We start from the raw sequence: 15,773 nt of genomic DNA, 5'->3' as shown, positions 1-15,773 counted from the left end.
CAACTTGACCATGACACTGGCCGGTGCCTTTTTTTCAAACCGCGCTAGAACTTCTGCCCACATCGTTTTCGTCACCCTGACTGGAGTTTTGGGGGGATTCTAAACGAAGACCTTGAAAGGGCTGGCTTTTACAGCGAGTCACTTGGAAAAGCCCCAAGTAACCAAGGGCTCTTGCCCCGCCATTCGGTGCCTCGCCCAGGCTCGGCATGCCCTTGTAAGATTGGTCGGCTGACAGGCCGCCATCGCAGCGATGCGGCGACCCGACCCCACAAAAAATCAAAGCACATCTAAAATCAGCGCCCATCCACTCTGCTTTTCACCACTCAACAGGCCGAGCGTTAGCTCGCCTGCAGCTGTTGATCTTGAGGCACCGCGCCCTCGAGAGGCCGAGTGGAGGTTCTGCGCAGTGGGCAACCCGGCATGGATGCCGGGTTAGCCGCGCACGGCCATGGATGGCCGATCGCGGCGGGCCCACGGAGCAGGACCGGAGCGAGGGCATGCCGAGCCTGGGCGAGGCACCGAACGACAGGGGCAGAAGCGCTTTGGTTACTTTCGCGCTTTTCGAAAGTGACTCGCTGTAAAAGCGAAACCGCCAGCGGCCGTAACCGCAGAAACGGATATGTACCCATCAAAATCGGAGAGACGTGCAGATACCCATGCCGCAACAGGGACGCTACGAAATCAGGCCTGACGCTGGTGCTTGTCGATCTGCTCGTGACGCTCTTGAGCTTCGATGCAGTACTTGGTGGTCGGGCTGATCAGCAGGCGTTTCAGGCCGATAGCCTCGCCGCTGTCATCGCACCAGCCAAAGCTGTCTTCCTTGATGCGTTCCAGGGCCTGTTCCAATTGAGGCAGCATGCGCTGGTCGCGATCGATCGCATTCACCAGCCAGGTGCGCTCTTCTTCGACTGAAGCCGCGTCAGCCGGATCGGCCGGGGTGTCCAGGCTCTCGATGGCGATGCGATTCTGTTCGATGCGCTCATGGGTTTCGACTTTCATGTTCTGCAACAGCTCAGAGAAAAAAGCATGTTGCTCGGCATTCATGTAGTCATCCGCCGGCATGGCCAGCAACTTGTCCTTTGTCATTGATATCTCTATAAAAAAACGTGCATTAAGGCGAATTAGGGAGCGATCCGTTGAACCTGAAACGGTCATTGGAAAGGCGCCGTTTATTCCAAGCGCCACCCGGCACTCAATTTACGAGGGGCGGCAGTCTAAGGCCCACTTGAGGCCTCAGCAACTGAAAAGACAGCAAATCTGCCCGACAAAGCCCTGAAAGTGCGCTATGGCAGGCTTTGAGGCGCTTATCGGAGTGCGTTTATAGCAAGAAATTCAGTCGAGCGGCTGTATATAGAAGACAAACGGCTGCGCCACGCGGGTCAGGCGTGGCGCTTTTTTGCATTTTGTCCGGCTTCAGCGCTTGAGTTTGCGCTTGTTGCGGTACTGGTCGATGACCACCGCCACCACAATAATCAGCCCCTTGATGATGTCTTGAATATAAGCATCAACACCGACAAAGGTAAAGCCGCTGGCCATGACCCCGAGGATCAACGCGCCGATCACGGTGCCGGTGATACGCCCGACGCCACCCGCCAGGCTGGTGCCGCCGATGACCGCCGCGGCAATCGCATCCAGTTCATAAGACATGCCCATCCCGGCCTGCCCGGTCGCCGCCCGCGCCGACGCCACCACCCCGGCCAGGCCCGCAAGCAACCCGGCGATGCTGTAGACGATCACCAGATGCCGCTTGACGTTGATCCCGGAGGTACGCGCCGCCTGCATGTTGCCGCCGATGGCGTAGGTGTACTTGCCGTACTTGGTGTAGCGCAGGGCGATGTGAAAGATCACCGCCACCACCAGAAAGATGATCACCGGCATCGCGCCGTGTCCGATGGCCGTGTAGGAATCCGAGAGCATGCTCACCGGCTGACCTTCGGTGTAGTAGCGCGCCAGTCCACGGGCCGAGACCATCATGCCGAGGGTGGCAATGAACGGCGGAATCCCGGTGATCGCAATGATGCTGCCGTTGATCGCCCCCGCCAGCAAACCCACTCCAAGCCCGACGATCACTGGAATCCACACCGGCAAGTCCGTCAGGGATGGAAACACCGCCCGGGCAAAGTCCGAGGTCTGGGCCAGGCTGGCGGCAATCATCGCCGACAACGCCAGCACCGAACCGGAAGACAGGTCAATACCAGTGGTGATGATGACCTGGGTCACGCCGATCGCCAGCAGGCCGATGATCGACACTTGCAGGATCATCAGCACCAGGCGCTGAGAGTTCATCAGGAAGCTCTGGTCCCGCACGATCCAGCCGAACATTTCGAAGACCAGGCCGATGCCGATCAGCACCAGGAAGATACTCAACTCGGTCGGAAGGCGCCGGCGACTCTTGACCGGTGCCACTGCAGGCTTGTTTTCCAGTATCGCGTTCATAACCACTCACCCTTCAAATAAAATCCGTGTGGCGAGGGAGCTTGTTTGTGGCGAGGGAGCTTGCTCCCGTTGGACTGCGCAGCAGTCCCACTCCTTTAGGGCCGCTTCGCAGCCCAGCGGGAGCAAGCTCCCTCGCCACACAATCCCCTTTCACCCTTGAACTGCGTTCACCCTTGATTTAATGACACTGGGACATACCCGAGGCCAGTTGCATCACCCGTTCCTGGGTCGCTTCGCTGCGGTCGAGGGTGCCCATCAGGTCACCCTCGTGCATGACCATGACCCGGTCGCTCATGCCCAGCACTTCCGGAAGTTCCGAGGAAATCATGATCACCGCCATGCCTTCGCTGGCGAGGTAGGAAATCAGCCGGTAGATCTCGGCCTTGGCGCCGACATCGATACCCCGGGTCGGCTCGTCGAGAATCAGGATGCGCGGATTGGTCATCAGCCAGCGCGCCAGCAAAGCCTTCTGCTGATTGCCGCCGGACAGCGTGTCGATGCACTGCTCCAGCGACGGCGTTTTCACCCGCAGCTTCTTGCACATGTCTTCACACAACGCGCGCAGGGCTTTTTGCTGGATGAAGCCGTTGCCGACGTAATGGGGCAAGACTGCCATTTCCATGTTCTCCAGCACCGACAGGCACGGGAACAGGCCGCTGAGCTTGCGATCTTCGGTCAACAGCGCGAAGCCCTTCTCGATCGCCATGTGCGGATCGCTGATGCGCACCACTTCGCCGTCGAGACGGATTTCGCCACCGTCGCTTGGGGTGATGCCGAAAATCGCTTCGGCGACGTTGGTCCGCCCCGAGCCCATCAACCCGGCGATGCCAAGGATCTCGCCGGCATGCAGGTCGAAGGAGACGTCTTTGAAAATGCCGTCCAGCTTGAGGTCGCGTACCGACAGCAACAGATCGCCGATCGGCTTCTCGCGCACCGGGAACAACTGGCTCAGCTCGCGGCCGACCATCATCGAAATCAGGCTGTCACCGTCCATGCTGTCGGCCCGTTGCAGGCCGATGTAGGCGCCGTCACGGAACACCGCCACTTCATCGGCGATGCTGAACACTTCGTTCATTTTGTGAGTGATATAGATGATGCCTTTGCCCTGGCTCTTGAGGTCGGCAATGATCGAGAACAGATGCGCGACTTCCGTATCGGTGATGGCCGAGGTCGGCTCGTCCATGATCAGGATGTCGGAGTCGTAGGACACCGCCTTGGCGATCTCGACCATCTGCCGTTCGGCGATGCTCAGGTTGCCCACCTGCTCTTCCGGGTCGAGATTGATTCGCAGACGCTCCAGCAGTTTGGCGGTGCAACGATGCATCTCGCGGTGGTCGATCATGTGCAGGCCGTTGAGCTGCTCGCGGCCGATCCAGATGTTCTCGGCGATGCTCATGTGCGGCATCAGGTTGAGTTCCTGGTGGATCATCGCGATCCCGGCCTGGAGCGCAGCCAGTGGTGTTTCAAAGACCACCGGCTTGCCCCGCAGACGCAACTCGCCAGCGTCCGGCTGGTAGATGCCGGCAATGATTTTCATCAGGGTAGATTTGCCGGCGCCGTTCTCGCCCATCAGCGCCAGTACGGAACCGGGACGCACCCGAAGCTGCACGTCGGACAAGGCCACCACACCGGGAAAACCCTTGCTGACGTTGATGATCTCCAGCAGGTACGGCTCATCGACAGGTATTGCAGTTGGCTGGACACACATTAACGGGGTGCTCGAAGCAGTCGCTGAAGCGAACATGATCAGGTACTCCATCAGCAAGGTCGCGTTGCAACCTTGCGTGCTTATTGTTGTTATCGAACGGACGGACTATTTGAACGTGTCGACGTTTTGCAGGGTGATCAAGCGATACGGCACCCACACGGCCGGCTCGACCGGTTCGTTCCTGGCCATTTTCACCGCCGTGTCGATCGAACCGTCCGCCTGACCCTTGGCGTCCTGGAACACCGAGACGACCATCGAGCCCTTCTTCACCGCGTTCAAACCGTCGGGCGTACCGTCGACACCGGCAATCAGAATACTGCCCTTCTCCACGCCGGCCTGTTGCAGCGCCATGGCCGCGCCAATCGCCATCTCGTCATTGTTGGAGACCACCGCGTCGAACTTGCGGCCCTGGGTCAACCAGTCGTTGACCAGGGTCATGCCCTTGTCCCGCGACCAGATGCCGGTCTGTTCTTGCTCGATCTTGATATTCGGATACTTGGCCAGCACCTCTTTCACGCCCTTGGTGCGGTTGGTGGTGGAGTTGTTGGCCAGGTCACCCAGCAGAATCACGATGTCGCCCTTGCCGCCCATTTTGTCGGCCAGGTACTGCATCTGCATCTGGCCGGCCTCCAGATCGTTGGAGGCGACAGTGACCACGCCTTTGGGCAGGTTCAGGTCATCGGGACGGCGATTGACGTAAACCAGTGGAATACCGGCCTTGACTGCTGCTTCGGTGATTTTTTTGGTGGCGGCGGTATCCACCGGGTTGACCACGATGGCGTCGACCTTCTGGCTGATGAAGCTTTCTACCTGGCTCAACTGCTTGACCACGTCGCTGCGCGCGTCTTCGAACTGCAACTTGACGCCATCGGGATAGGACTTGGCTTTGGTGTCCATGGATTCGCGCAGGTAAGTCAGCCAGGTGTCATCGAACTGCGACATGCTGACGCCGATCTTCATGTCAGCGAGTGCGGCGCCGCTGGCGAACATCAGGGACAGGGCCAGTGAGGCGAAACGGATCTTGGTCTTCATGAAAAGTCTTTCTCCACATTCTTGTTGGTTTTATGGATAAGGCGTGACGATTTCAGTAAGCGAGCAAGCGGGAAAAGGATTGAAACGAGGCGCGTGGCAGGTCGCCTTGAAACGACTTTATTGGAAAATAATTTCTATATCAACTCATTTTAGAATTTTATTCTGATTTTATTCCATGGCTCTCGAACGGGCTCAGTGCCACCACTTGATGCCGCTCGAAACTTAGCCGCGCAGCGTCTAGTACGCGGGTGGTCGCCAGTGCATCACGGGCGTCGACCGGCAGTGGGCCACCGCTCTGTAACGCGGTTTGTAGCTGTAAATAGAACTGATTCCAGCAGCCACGCTCGGACGGCACCCGCTCACGCACCTCGCCCTGCTCGAACCAGCCCCAGCGTCGGTGCTCTTCGACGCCCCAGCGCTCGCCTTCGGATTTCGGCGTAAGCCCGGCGAGGGTCGATGCCTCCTGCCCGTCCAGACCGTCGACGCTGTAGCAGCCCTGGGTGCCGGTCACGCGAAAGCGCGGGCCGGGGGTGTTTTGCAGGCAACTGCCGCCCAGGTGCGAGATCACGCCGTTGGCATGGGTCAGGGACATAAAGAAGCCGTTGTCGAAGGGCTGGCCTTTTTCGAGGTAATCCAGCTCGGCGTAAACCCGGGTGACGGGGCCGAACAACAGGAGCGCCTGATCCACCAGATGGCTGCCCAGATCGCGCAGGAAACCGCCGCCGCTGCCGTTGTTCACCGACTGCGGCGAATAGCGCTCGATCCGCGATTCAAAACGGGTGACCTGACCCAGCGCACCGGACTCAATGAGTTTGCGCACGGTGAGGAAGTCCGAGTCCCAGCGCCGGTTCTGGTAGACGCTCAATTGCACGCCCTGACGCTCGGCCATGGTGATCAGGGTTTGCGCCTGTTGCGCATCGGCGGCGAACGGCTTGTCGCTGACCACCGCCACCTCGTGTTCGATGGCGTCGAGCACCAGCGCCGGGCGACCTTTGAGCGGTGTGGAGATCACCAACACATCGACCCCGGCTTCGACCAGTTGGCCGATGCTGTCGAAGGCCGGCACACCGGGATGTTCCGCCGCCAGCAGTTGTCGGCGCTCGGCAGAACGGGTGACCACGCCCACGAAGGTCGCCGCCGGCAAACTGCTGATCAGCGGAGCATGGAAAAACCGGCCGCCATGGCCGTAACCGACAAGTCCGATACGCATGAATCAACTCCTCTTATGATCGTTCCCACGCTCTGCGTGGGAACGATCGGTTAGTCGTAGAAGTGTGGGCGGTCTGGCAGGCCGACATTTACGATTTGGCCGCTGTTCTGCGCTTCGATGCAGGCATCCGCCGCCACCGCTGCCGCAAAACCATCCCACGCCGACGGCCCGCCGACCTGCCCGGCCCGCACACCATCGATAAACGCCTGCAACTCGACGTCATACGCGGCGATGAACCGGTCCTTCCAGTCCATCAGAATCGCATTCGACAACTTCGCCCCACTGCGCAATTGAACCTGCGACGGTTCCGGCAGTTTGGCGATGCCGGTCTCCCCTACCACTTCGCATTGGATGTCGTAGCCGTATTGGCAGTTGACGAACACTTCCACATCGATGCGCGTGCCCTTGACGGTTTCCAGCAGCACGATCTGCGGGTCTTTCAAATGGGCGTGGGCCTTGCTGGTCTTGCGCGGGAACACCACTTGCACCGACACATAATCGTCGTCGAGCAACCAGCGCAACACGTCCAGTTCATGGATCAGCGTGTCGGTGATTGCCATGTCGGTCTTGTAGTTTTCGCCCACGGTAGGGTTGCGGTGCGCGCAGTGCAGCATCAGCGGCTCGCCAATCTGGCCGCTGTCGATCACTGCTTTCAATGCCCGATAACCTTCATCGTACGGACGCATGAAGCCGACCTGCACCAGCCGCGTACCGTGAGCCACTTCGGCTTCGACGATCTTGCGGCAGCCTTCGGCGGTGACCGCCAGCGGCTTCTCGCAGAACACTGGTTTGCCCGCCGCAATCGCTGCCAGTACATATTCTTCGTGGCTCGGGCCCCAGGAGGTGACAAGGATCGCGTCGACTTCCGGTGCCTTGATCAGCGCGTGGCCGTCGGGATAGACCTCGGCGGTCAGTTTCAGATCGGAAACGACCTTGGCCGCTTGCTGCAAATTGATGTCGGTAACCGCGACGACCTGGCTATTGAGCAAGGTCTGGCTGCAACGACGGATGTGGTCCTGGCCGATGGCCCCGGTGCCGATAACTCCAAGTTTCAAAGACATTTAAAGACTCCCAGATTTGTTGTTCGTTTGGGGCAATCAGTATTGACGGGCCTTGGCCAGTCGTTCGTTGAGGGTCTTGGCCACCGCATCGGTGCGGGCACTGGTGGAGACTTGCGCCACGCCGACCCGCCACCACGACAGGTATTTGTGAATCATGGTTTTGGGCAGGACCTTGATATCGATCAGCGTCGACACGGTCTGCAACCGCGCATCCGCCAATGCGGCTTGCAACTCTTCAACGGTGTTCACTTTGTAAGTCTTGCAGCCGTAAGCCGCCGCGCTCATGGCGAAATCCACCGGCACAAAACCGCCATCGAGCTTGCCGGTTTGTGGATTACGGAAACGGAACTCGGTGCCGAAGCTGTCCATGCCGTGTTCCATTTGCAGGTTGTTGATGCAGCCGAAGGTCATGTTGTCCAGCAGCACCACGTTGATCTTGCGCCGCTCCTGGATCGAGGTCGCCAGTTCCGAGTGCAGCATCATGTAGGAGCCGTCGCCCACCAGCGCATAGACCTCGCGCTCAGGCTCGGCGAGCTTCACGCCCAGTGCGGCATTCACCTCGTAACCCATGCACGAATAACCGTACTCGACGTGGTAAGTGTTCACGCCCTTGCTGCGCCAGCTGCGCTGCAGGTCACCGGGCAAACTGCCAGCGGCGGCGACGATCACGGCGTCATCGGCCAGGGTTTCATTGAGCACGCCGAGCACCCGGCTCTGGGTCAGGCAGGAACCGGTCAGCTCGATGAATTCGCGCAATACTGCCGGGTCCAGATGATCGTTGATTTCCGGAACGAAATCTTTCGCCTGGTATTCGACCTGATAGATTCGATCGACTTCCTCATCCAGTTGCGCCTTGGCTTGCCGGGGTTGATCGCCCCAGCTCGAGCGGTATTCGCCCAATGCTTCGGCCAGTGCCTGCAGACCGGTTTTGGCGTCCGCCAGCAGCTGCACGCCGTCGAGTTTCAGGGCATCGCAGGGGCTGATATTGAGATTGAGAAATTGCACGTCCGGGTGTTTGAACAAGGATTTCGACGCGGTGGTGAAATCGCTGTAGCGAGTACCCACACCGATGATCAAATCAGCATCCTTGGCCAGCAGGTTCGCCGCCAGGCAACCGGTTTCGCCGATGCCACCGACGTTCAGCGGATGGCTGGACACCACCGCACTCTTGCCGGCCTGGGTTTCGGCAAAGGGAATATCGAAGCGTTCGGCGAACGCCTGCAACGCCGCGTTGGCGCCGGAGTATTTGACCCCGCCGCCGCAGATGATCAGCGGCTTGCGCTTGCCTTTGAACAGGGCCAAGGCATCACCGAGCATCGCGTCGGTGGCCGGGCGGCGCTCGATGCGGTGCACGCGTTTTTGCAGGAAGTAATCGGGGTAGTCGTAAGCCTCGGCCTGCACGTCTTGCGGCAAGGCCAGGGTCACGGCGCCGGTTTCGGCGGGGTCGGTGAGCACGCGCATGGCGTGGATCGCCGCCGTCATCAGTTGCTCGGGACGGTTGATGCGGTCCCAGTATTTGCTCACGGCCTTGAACGCATCGTTGGTGCTGATGCTCAGGTCGTGGAACTGCTCGATCTGTTGCAGCACCGGGTCCGGTTGGCGGCAGGCGTAGACGTCGCCGGGCAACAGCAGCAAGGGAATACGGTTGGCGGTGGCCGTGGCAGCAGCGGTCAGCATGTTCGCCGCACCCGGGCCCACCGATGAAGAACAGGCGTAGATCTTGCGTCGCAGGTGTTGCTTGGCAAAACCGATGGCGGCGTGGGCCATGCCTTGCTCGTTGCGGCCCTGATGGACGATCAGGTCACCGCTATCCTGCTCCAGGGCTTGCCCCAGACCCAGCACATTGCCGTGGCCGAAAATGGTGAAGATCCCGGCGACAAATTTGCTCTGAACCCCATCGACCTCGATGTATTGGTTATCGAGGAATTTCACCAGGGCCTGGGCCATGGTCAGTCTTGTTGTGGTCATGCTTGCACCTTTTCCGTATGCAAATCCGAAGTATCAGCTCAGAGATTTGTTCAGGTGATCCATGCTCGCACCAATCGCCGTCTGGATATCCGCCAGGCCATGGACGCTGTCGGCGAACGGTTCGAACGACAGGTAGCCGCTGTAGCCAGTAGCGAGCAAGGTTTCGATCTGCGCCGCGTTGCCGAGGATATCGCCCTCGCCCACCAGCACCCGATGGCCGTCGCGGATGCTCGCCAGCGGCGCCTCGGCATCCTCGACGCCGGAGATATGAACCAGCCCGGTCAGCTCGGGGAAGAATTCATGTTCGCTGGCCAAGTGATGGTGAAAGGTGTCATGCACCAGACGGAACACATCCAGCCCGCCGATGGCTTTGATTGCGTCGACCGCGGTGCGTTTGCGCCGCAGAGAGCATTCTTCGAAACCCAGCGGCTCGATAAAACCGAGGATGCCGTGATCACGCAGGATCGGCGCCAGTTCACTCAACGCTGTGCGCAGCCCGGAAGCACGCTGCGCCTCGGTTCGTGGGTCGGCACGGTCGTTCAACGGACACATGACCAAACCCTGCGCGCCGCAATCACGGGCATAAGCGGCGAGCTTCAGCGCGTGTGCGCGGCGCTCGTCATTCCAGACATCGAACGGATACAGCGCGTTGATCGACAGCACGGTGATGCCTTTGGCCGCGCACAACTCACGCACGTGTTCGGGCGCAGTGCCGTCCTCGATCTCGACACCCTTGAGATCGTTGCGGATTTCGATGGCGTCGGCCTTGAGGGTCACCGCCAACTCAATGAACGCGGGCAGGGACAAACGTGGAGCGACCATACGGTTCAGGGCGAAACGCAGGGGTTTGCTCATTATTTTTGTTCTCCGTACACGTGAATTATTTGGCTGTCGGCATGCTGAATTCAGGGCCCTTGGCGATGCTGTCGGGCCAGCGCTGCATCACGCTTTTGTAGCGGCTGTAGAAGCGAATGCCTTCTTCGCCGTACGCATGGTGATCACCAAACAGCGAGCGTTTCCAGCCACCAAAGGAGTGCCAGGCCATGGGCACCGGAATCGGTACGTTGATGCCGACCATGCCGACTTTGATGTTGCGGGCAAACGAGCGGGCAATGCCGCCATCGCTGGTGAAACAGGACACGCCATTGCCGAACTCATGGGCGTTGATCAGTGCCACGGCACTGGCGAAATCCGGCACGCGCACGATGCCCAGCACCGGGCCGAAGATCTCTTGCTGGTAGATGCTCATCTCGGTTGTGACGTTGTCGAACAGCGTCGCGCCGACGAAGAAGCCATTCTCGGCCCCCGGCACCTTGAAGTTGCGCCCGTCGACAATCAGCTGTGCGCCCTGGGCCACGCCTTCGCCGATAAAGCCCTCGACCTTGGCCTTGTGCTCGGCAGTCACCAGCGGCCCCATGTCGCTGTCACCCTGCATGCCATTGCCGACTTTCAGTTGATCGATGCGCGGCAGCAGTTTGGCAATCAACTGGTCGCCGACATCACCGACGGCCACGGCAATCGAAATCGCCATGCAGCGCTCACCGGCCGAGCCGTAAGCGGCGCCAATCAGGGCATCCGCCGCTTGGTCCAGATCGGCATCAGGCATGACGATCATGTGGTTCTTCGCCCCGCCCAGCGCCTGTACCCGTTTGCCGCGCGAAGTCGCTTGCTGGTGGATGTACTCGGCAATCGGCGTCGAGCCGACAAAGGAAATCGCCTCGATGTCCGGGTGTTGCAGCAAGGCATCGACTGCAGCCTTGTCGCCCTGGACCACGTTGAACACACCGTCCGGCAATCCGGCTTCGGTCAGTAAACGGGCCATCAACAAACTGGCGGAAGGATCACGCTCGGACGGTTTGAGGATGAAGCAGTTACCGGTAACCAGCGCCAGCGGGATCATCCACAGCGGCACCATCACCGGGAAGTTGAACGGGGTTACGCCGGCACACACACCCAACGGCTGGCGCAGGTTCCAGTTGTCGATGCCACCGCCAATGTTGTCGCTGAACTCGGTTTTCAGCAGGTTCGGCGCACCGCAGGCATACTCGACGATCTCGATGCCACGTGTGACTTCGCCCTTGGCGTCCGAGAACACTTTGCCGTGTTCGCGGCTGATGATTTGCGCCAGTTCGTCGTGATGACGGTCGAGCAGTTCCTTGAACTTGAACATCACCCGCGAACGTCGTAGCGACGATTGCTCGGACCATGTAGGGAACGCTTGCAGAGCCGAGGCGACGGCATCGTCCACGGTCTTCTGGCTGGCCAGCCCGACCCGCGCCTGAACCGCGCCGGTGGCCGGGTTGAAGACATTGCTGAATCGCTCGCTGCCGCTGTCCTGCACCTGACCGTCGATGTAATGGCCTATTACCGGGGTGCTGCTCATTGTTCTTGTTCTCCGTTCGAATGTTTAAATTCGGGCTTTTTAGTTCAGAGATGCAGCAACCAACTGTGCTGCGGATCGTTATGGAACTGCCAGACGCGTTTCGGGCCGGCCATCACGTTCAGGTAATACGACTCGTAGCCGTAGGGCACGCTGACCGGGTGATAACCCTTGGGCACGACGACCAGGTCGCTGTTTTCCACGGCCATGGCCTGGTCGATGCTGCGGTCGTCGGTGTAGACCCGCTGGAACACGAAGCCTTGGGGCGGGTTGATCTGGTGGTAATAGGTTTCTTCGAGAAAGCTCTGATGCGGCAGATCGTCGGTGTCGTGCTTGTGCGGCGGGTAGCTCGACGAGTGCCCGGACGGCGTACGCACTTCCACCACCAGCAGCGAATGGGCCGGTTCTGTGTCCGGCAGGATGTCGCAGACGTAACGGGTGTTGGCACCCTTGCCGCGCACGCTGCGTTTCATGCTGTCGGGCTTGATCAGTCGTGGGCCGAGGTTTTCGGCGGTCGAACCGGGGGCGGCGCAGACGGCGATCTGCACGTCGCTGAGTGCGACCACTTGCGCCTGACTGCCCGGTGGCAAGTACGCGGCGAACGGGGATTTGTCTTCGAACACCGATTGGCGATCGCCAATGTTGTCCCAATCGAACGCGCCCTGCCCCGGCGCTTCACCTTTGATGCTGACCCGACCGCTGAGCAGCACCAGGCACAGCTCCTTGTCGCCGGCGCTGACCGGCAGGGTTTCGCCGAGGCTCAGGCGGTAAGCGGCGAAGCCGACATATTCCAGGTCACCCTGCGCCAACTCGACCATGGTCCGGCCGCGTGCATTGCTTTTGACCAACAGGCTCATCGCGCGGCCCTCTCGTTGAGCAGTGCGCGTAAGGTGTCATAGCCTTTTTTGGCGTAGACGTAACTCGGTGCCACCGCTGGGTCCTGCTCGGCTTCCACCACCAGCCAGCCGTGGTAATCGGCGCCCAGCAGCACGTCGAGCAAAGCGCCAAAGTCGATGTCACCATCACCGGGCACGGTGAAGGTGCCGTTGATGATGCAGTCCGGGAAGCTCCACAGGTTGTTGCGCGCCAGTTGCACCACCGGTTTGCGCACGTCCTTGAAATGCACGTGGCAGATACGTTCGATGTGTTTGCGCAGCACCTGCAAGGGTTCACCGCCGCCCATGTAGCAGTGGCCCGAATCGAACAGCAGGCCGACTTCACTGCCGGTCAAGGCCATCAGTTTGTCGATGTCGACCGGGGATTCGACGTAGGCACCCATGTGGTGGTGATAGGCCAGACGCACACCCTGGGACAGGGTGAAGCGCGCCAGTTCGGTGAGTTTGTCGGCGTATTCCTGCCAGGCCTGTTCGGTGTGAAAACGCGGGCGCTCGACCAAGGGAATGCGCTGGCCTTGAATCGAGTCGGCGACTTCGCCATAGACCAGCACTGTGGCGCCGTTCTTCGCCAGCAGCTCGACATGGCTGCCGATGGCGTCGATTTCCTCGGCCACGGAACGGCGGGCCAGACGGCTGGAATACCAGCCGGAGACCAGCGCCAAATCATAAGGCCGCAGCACGTCACCGACGCCTTTGGCATCCTTGGGGAATTTGCCGTTGAGTTCGAAGCCTTCGTAGCCGATGTCCTTGCCTTCGCTGAGGGCGGTGCTCAACGGCGTCTCGCCACCGAGGGACGGCAAGTCGTCGTTGCTCCAGGAGATCGGGTTGATGCCAATTCGGATAGCGGGCATGGCTGCACCTTTTATTGTTTTTACTGAAATATTCAACCGATCACCTGTGGCGAGGGAGCTTGCTCCCTCGCCACAAAAGCCCGATCAATCAGCTAGTTTGTTCAAGCGCGGGCCGTGCGCCAGGCTTCGATCAGTTCGACGAACGTGCCCTGCACCTGGCGGATCAGCGTTTCGTCGTCGATTTCACCGGCCATCCACGCGCGGCTCGGTTCCTGGAAAATCGTCCGGCCCACGGCAAAACCTCGGCAGGTCTGGCTCTGACTGGCCTGCTGAAACCCTTCGGCCAAGGCCGCCGCTGGCGCATTCAGGCCCAGCAGCACCACGCCACGGCAATACGGATCGCGTTCCTGAATCAGCTCGTCGAGCTGTTTCCATTCCTCGGCGCTTTGCGCTTCGATCTTCCACCACGCCGGGTAGATGCCCAGGTTGTAGAGGCGTTTCAGCGCGCGATACAGCACGTCCGGATGCTTTGAGGGGTGATCCTTGGGCGGAATGATTTCCAGCAGCAGTTCATGGCCGCTGACTTGCGAAGCCTGATACAAACCCTTGATCTGCGCTTCCTGCTCCAGACGCAGCAGCGGCTCGTCGTCAGGATGGAATTGCACCAGGCATTTGATGATCTGCTCTTGTGGCCAAGCGATCAGGTTGCTGCCAATCGAGCGACCGTGTTCGAACGCCAATGGCCGCGAGCCCTGCACTTCCACCGGTCGTGCCACCCACCAGCCGCGACCGGTGGCAGCGTTCAGCGAGTCCTGGCCGAAGCGTTGATCCGCCAGCAAGCCAACGTCAGCGTCGACGCCCTGCTCATGCAAATCCGTTTCGACCCGCTCCACGGCTTTGATAAAGAGCTGTTTGAGTTCGCCGATAGCGTTCAGGTCGCGCCCGCCCTTGTGGGCCAGCTCCACCAATTGCCCGCGATGGTCGAAGGCGAAGATGAACAGCTGCTTCCACTGTTTGCGCGGCACGCTGACTTGATGCAGACGCTGCAACACCGCGTCCTGATCCGGCCGGGTGATCGGCACCGGGCTGTTGAATAGATAGTCGAGTTCGGCGCGGGTCGGCATCGCCGGGGCGCAGGCATGGCGCGACACCACCAGACCGCCGCAGGCATTGGCCAACTGGCAGCAGCGCTCGTCGCTGGCGTCCTCCAGCCAACCGCTGAGGAAACCCGACATGAAGGCATCGCCGGCCCCCAGCACATTCAGCACCTCGACGCGCACGCCGGGATAGATCGCGCCGTCTTCGAGACGCGCCGGGATCGCCCCATGAATCACCGTGCAGCCTTGCGGGCCGAGCTTGACCACCAGAGTCGCCGCGCTCAGGCGCCGGACATTGCGCAATGCAGTGAGCAAGTCTTCGGAACCACCGGCGATCAAAAACTCTTCTTCAGTGCCGACGATCAGGTCGAAACGCGGGAGGATTTTCTGCACATGCTGGCTGACGTTCTGATCGGCGACGAACCGCGTTTCACCGTCCGCCTTGCCGGCCAGGCCCCAGAGCACCGGGCGATAGTCGATGTCCAGCACCCGTTTGACGTTGTGCTTCTCGGCATAGTCCAGCGCCTGAATGCTCGCCTTGTAGACGCCGTCGGTGGAGAAATGCGTGCCGGTGATCAGCAAGGCTTTGCTGGAGGCGATAAAGGCTTCGTTGATGTCCTCGGCGCGCAACGCCATGTCGGCGCAGTTTTCGCGGTAGAACACCAGCGGAAAGGTTTCACGGTCCTTGAGGCCCAGCAGGACCATGGCGGTCAGGCGTTCCGGATCGACCTTGATGCCGCTGACGTCGCAGCCTTCGCGGGTCAGCGATTCAACCAGGAAGCGGCCCATGTGGTCGTCCCCTACCCGGCTCAGCATCGCCGACTTCAGCCCCAGCCGAGCGGTGCCGAAAGCGATGTTGGCGGACGAACCGCCGAGGTATTTGGCGAAGCTGCTCACATCCTCCAGCCGCGCCCCGACTTGCTGCGCATAGAGGTCGACGCCCAGGCGTCCCAGGCAAATCAGATCCAATTGACGCCCACTGGCAAAACGAGTCTGGCCCATGCTGGCTCCTGTTATTTTTATCAGCCTGCGTTCGGGGCGATGAAGGCGCCGAACACTCTTGGTGGATGCAGACTAAAACGACCGGGACCGAACAATCAATAATTATTCTAAATATTTTTTACGTGGAATATTTTTTCCAATAAACTTCTGCACAAGCGTTCCAGACACAGTGCATCGTTTCAGCAGACCCCG

At 60.2% G+C, this 15,773-nt stretch carries 12 protein-coding genes; all 12 read right to left on the bottom strand.

What is annotated here, in order from left to right; genetic code table 11:
* Window positions 1-681: 681 nt before the first annotated feature.
* The gene (locus tag CKW20_RS28105) at window positions 682-1,086 is read right to left on the bottom strand and encodes a TraR/DksA family transcriptional regulator (RefSeq protein ID WP_007907888.1); all 405 of its coding nucleotides are present in this window, start codon (window positions 1,084-1,086) and stop codon (window positions 682-684) included.
* Window positions 1,087-1,413: 327 nt separating this feature from the next.
* Complete coding sequence (locus CKW20_RS28100; RefSeq protein WP_095055795.1) at window positions 1,414-2,436, bottom strand: ABC transporter permease; 1,023 nt, start codon at window positions 2,434-2,436, stop codon at window positions 1,414-1,416.
* A gap of 178 nt (window positions 2,437-2,614) precedes the next feature.
* Complete coding sequence (locus CKW20_RS28095) at window positions 2,615-4,180, bottom strand: sugar ABC transporter ATP-binding protein (protein WP_095055796.1); 1,566 nt, start codon at window positions 4,178-4,180, stop codon at window positions 2,615-2,617.
* 69 nt (window positions 4,181-4,249) lie between these two features.
* Entirely contained in the window at window positions 4,250-5,176 is a 927-nt protein-coding gene (locus CKW20_RS28090) for a sugar ABC transporter substrate-binding protein (RefSeq protein WP_095055794.1), read from the bottom strand.
* A 157-nt stretch (window positions 5,177-5,333) separates the two neighbouring features.
* Window positions 5,334-6,386 carry a Gfo/Idh/MocA family oxidoreductase gene (locus CKW20_RS28085; protein WP_052966872.1) on the bottom strand — a complete coding sequence of 351 codons (1,053 nt, stop codon included), beginning with the start codon at window positions 6,384-6,386 and terminating at the stop codon, window positions 5,334-5,336.
* Window positions 6,387-6,436: 50 nt separating this feature from the next.
* Complete coding sequence (locus CKW20_RS28080; RefSeq protein ID WP_095055793.1) at window positions 6,437-7,447, bottom strand: Gfo/Idh/MocA family protein; 1,011 nt, start codon at window positions 7,445-7,447, stop codon at window positions 6,437-6,439.
* A 36-nt stretch (window positions 7,448-7,483) separates the two neighbouring features.
* Window positions 7,484-9,415 (bottom strand): 3D-(3,5/4)-trihydroxycyclohexane-1,2-dione acylhydrolase (decyclizing), encoded by a 1,932-nt coding sequence (gene iolD / locus CKW20_RS28075; RefSeq protein ID WP_095055792.1) that lies wholly within the window; start codon window positions 9,413-9,415, stop codon window positions 7,484-7,486.
* Window positions 9,416-9,448: 33 nt separating this feature from the next.
* Window positions 9,449-10,270, bottom strand: a complete 822-nt coding sequence (locus CKW20_RS28070; RefSeq protein WP_095055791.1) for a TIM barrel protein — start codon at window positions 10,268-10,270, stop codon at window positions 9,449-9,451.
* Window positions 10,271-10,295: 25 nt separating this feature from the next.
* Complete coding sequence (locus CKW20_RS28065; RefSeq protein ID WP_095055790.1) at window positions 10,296-11,798, bottom strand: CoA-acylating methylmalonate-semialdehyde dehydrogenase; 1,503 nt, start codon at window positions 11,796-11,798, stop codon at window positions 10,296-10,298.
* Between the two features lie 44 nt (window positions 11,799-11,842).
* Window positions 11,843-12,652 (bottom strand): 5-deoxy-glucuronate isomerase, encoded by an 810-nt coding sequence (gene iolB, locus CKW20_RS28060; RefSeq protein ID WP_095055789.1) that lies wholly within the window; start codon window positions 12,650-12,652, stop codon window positions 11,843-11,845.
* Complete coding sequence (gene iolE / locus CKW20_RS28055) at window positions 12,649-13,542, bottom strand: myo-inosose-2 dehydratase (RefSeq protein WP_095055788.1); 894 nt, start codon at window positions 13,540-13,542, stop codon at window positions 12,649-12,651. Before iolE ends, iolB begins: the two co-directional genes overlap by 4 nt.
* 101 nt (window positions 13,543-13,643) lie before the next feature.
* Window positions 13,644-15,581, bottom strand: a complete 1,938-nt coding sequence (gene iolC, locus CKW20_RS28050; RefSeq protein ID WP_095055787.1) for a 5-dehydro-2-deoxygluconokinase — start codon at window positions 15,579-15,581, stop codon at window positions 13,644-13,646.
* Window positions 15,582-15,773 lie beyond the last annotated feature (192 nt).

This window comes from Pseudomonas sp. Irchel s3b2, assembly GCF_900187445.1.
In the GTDB taxonomy this organism is placed as follows: Bacteria; Pseudomonadota; Gammaproteobacteria; order Pseudomonadales; family Pseudomonadaceae; genus Aquipseudomonas.
The sequence above is the reverse complement of the archived record's forward strand: the minus strand, read 5'-3'. Positions and strand labels throughout refer to the sequence as shown.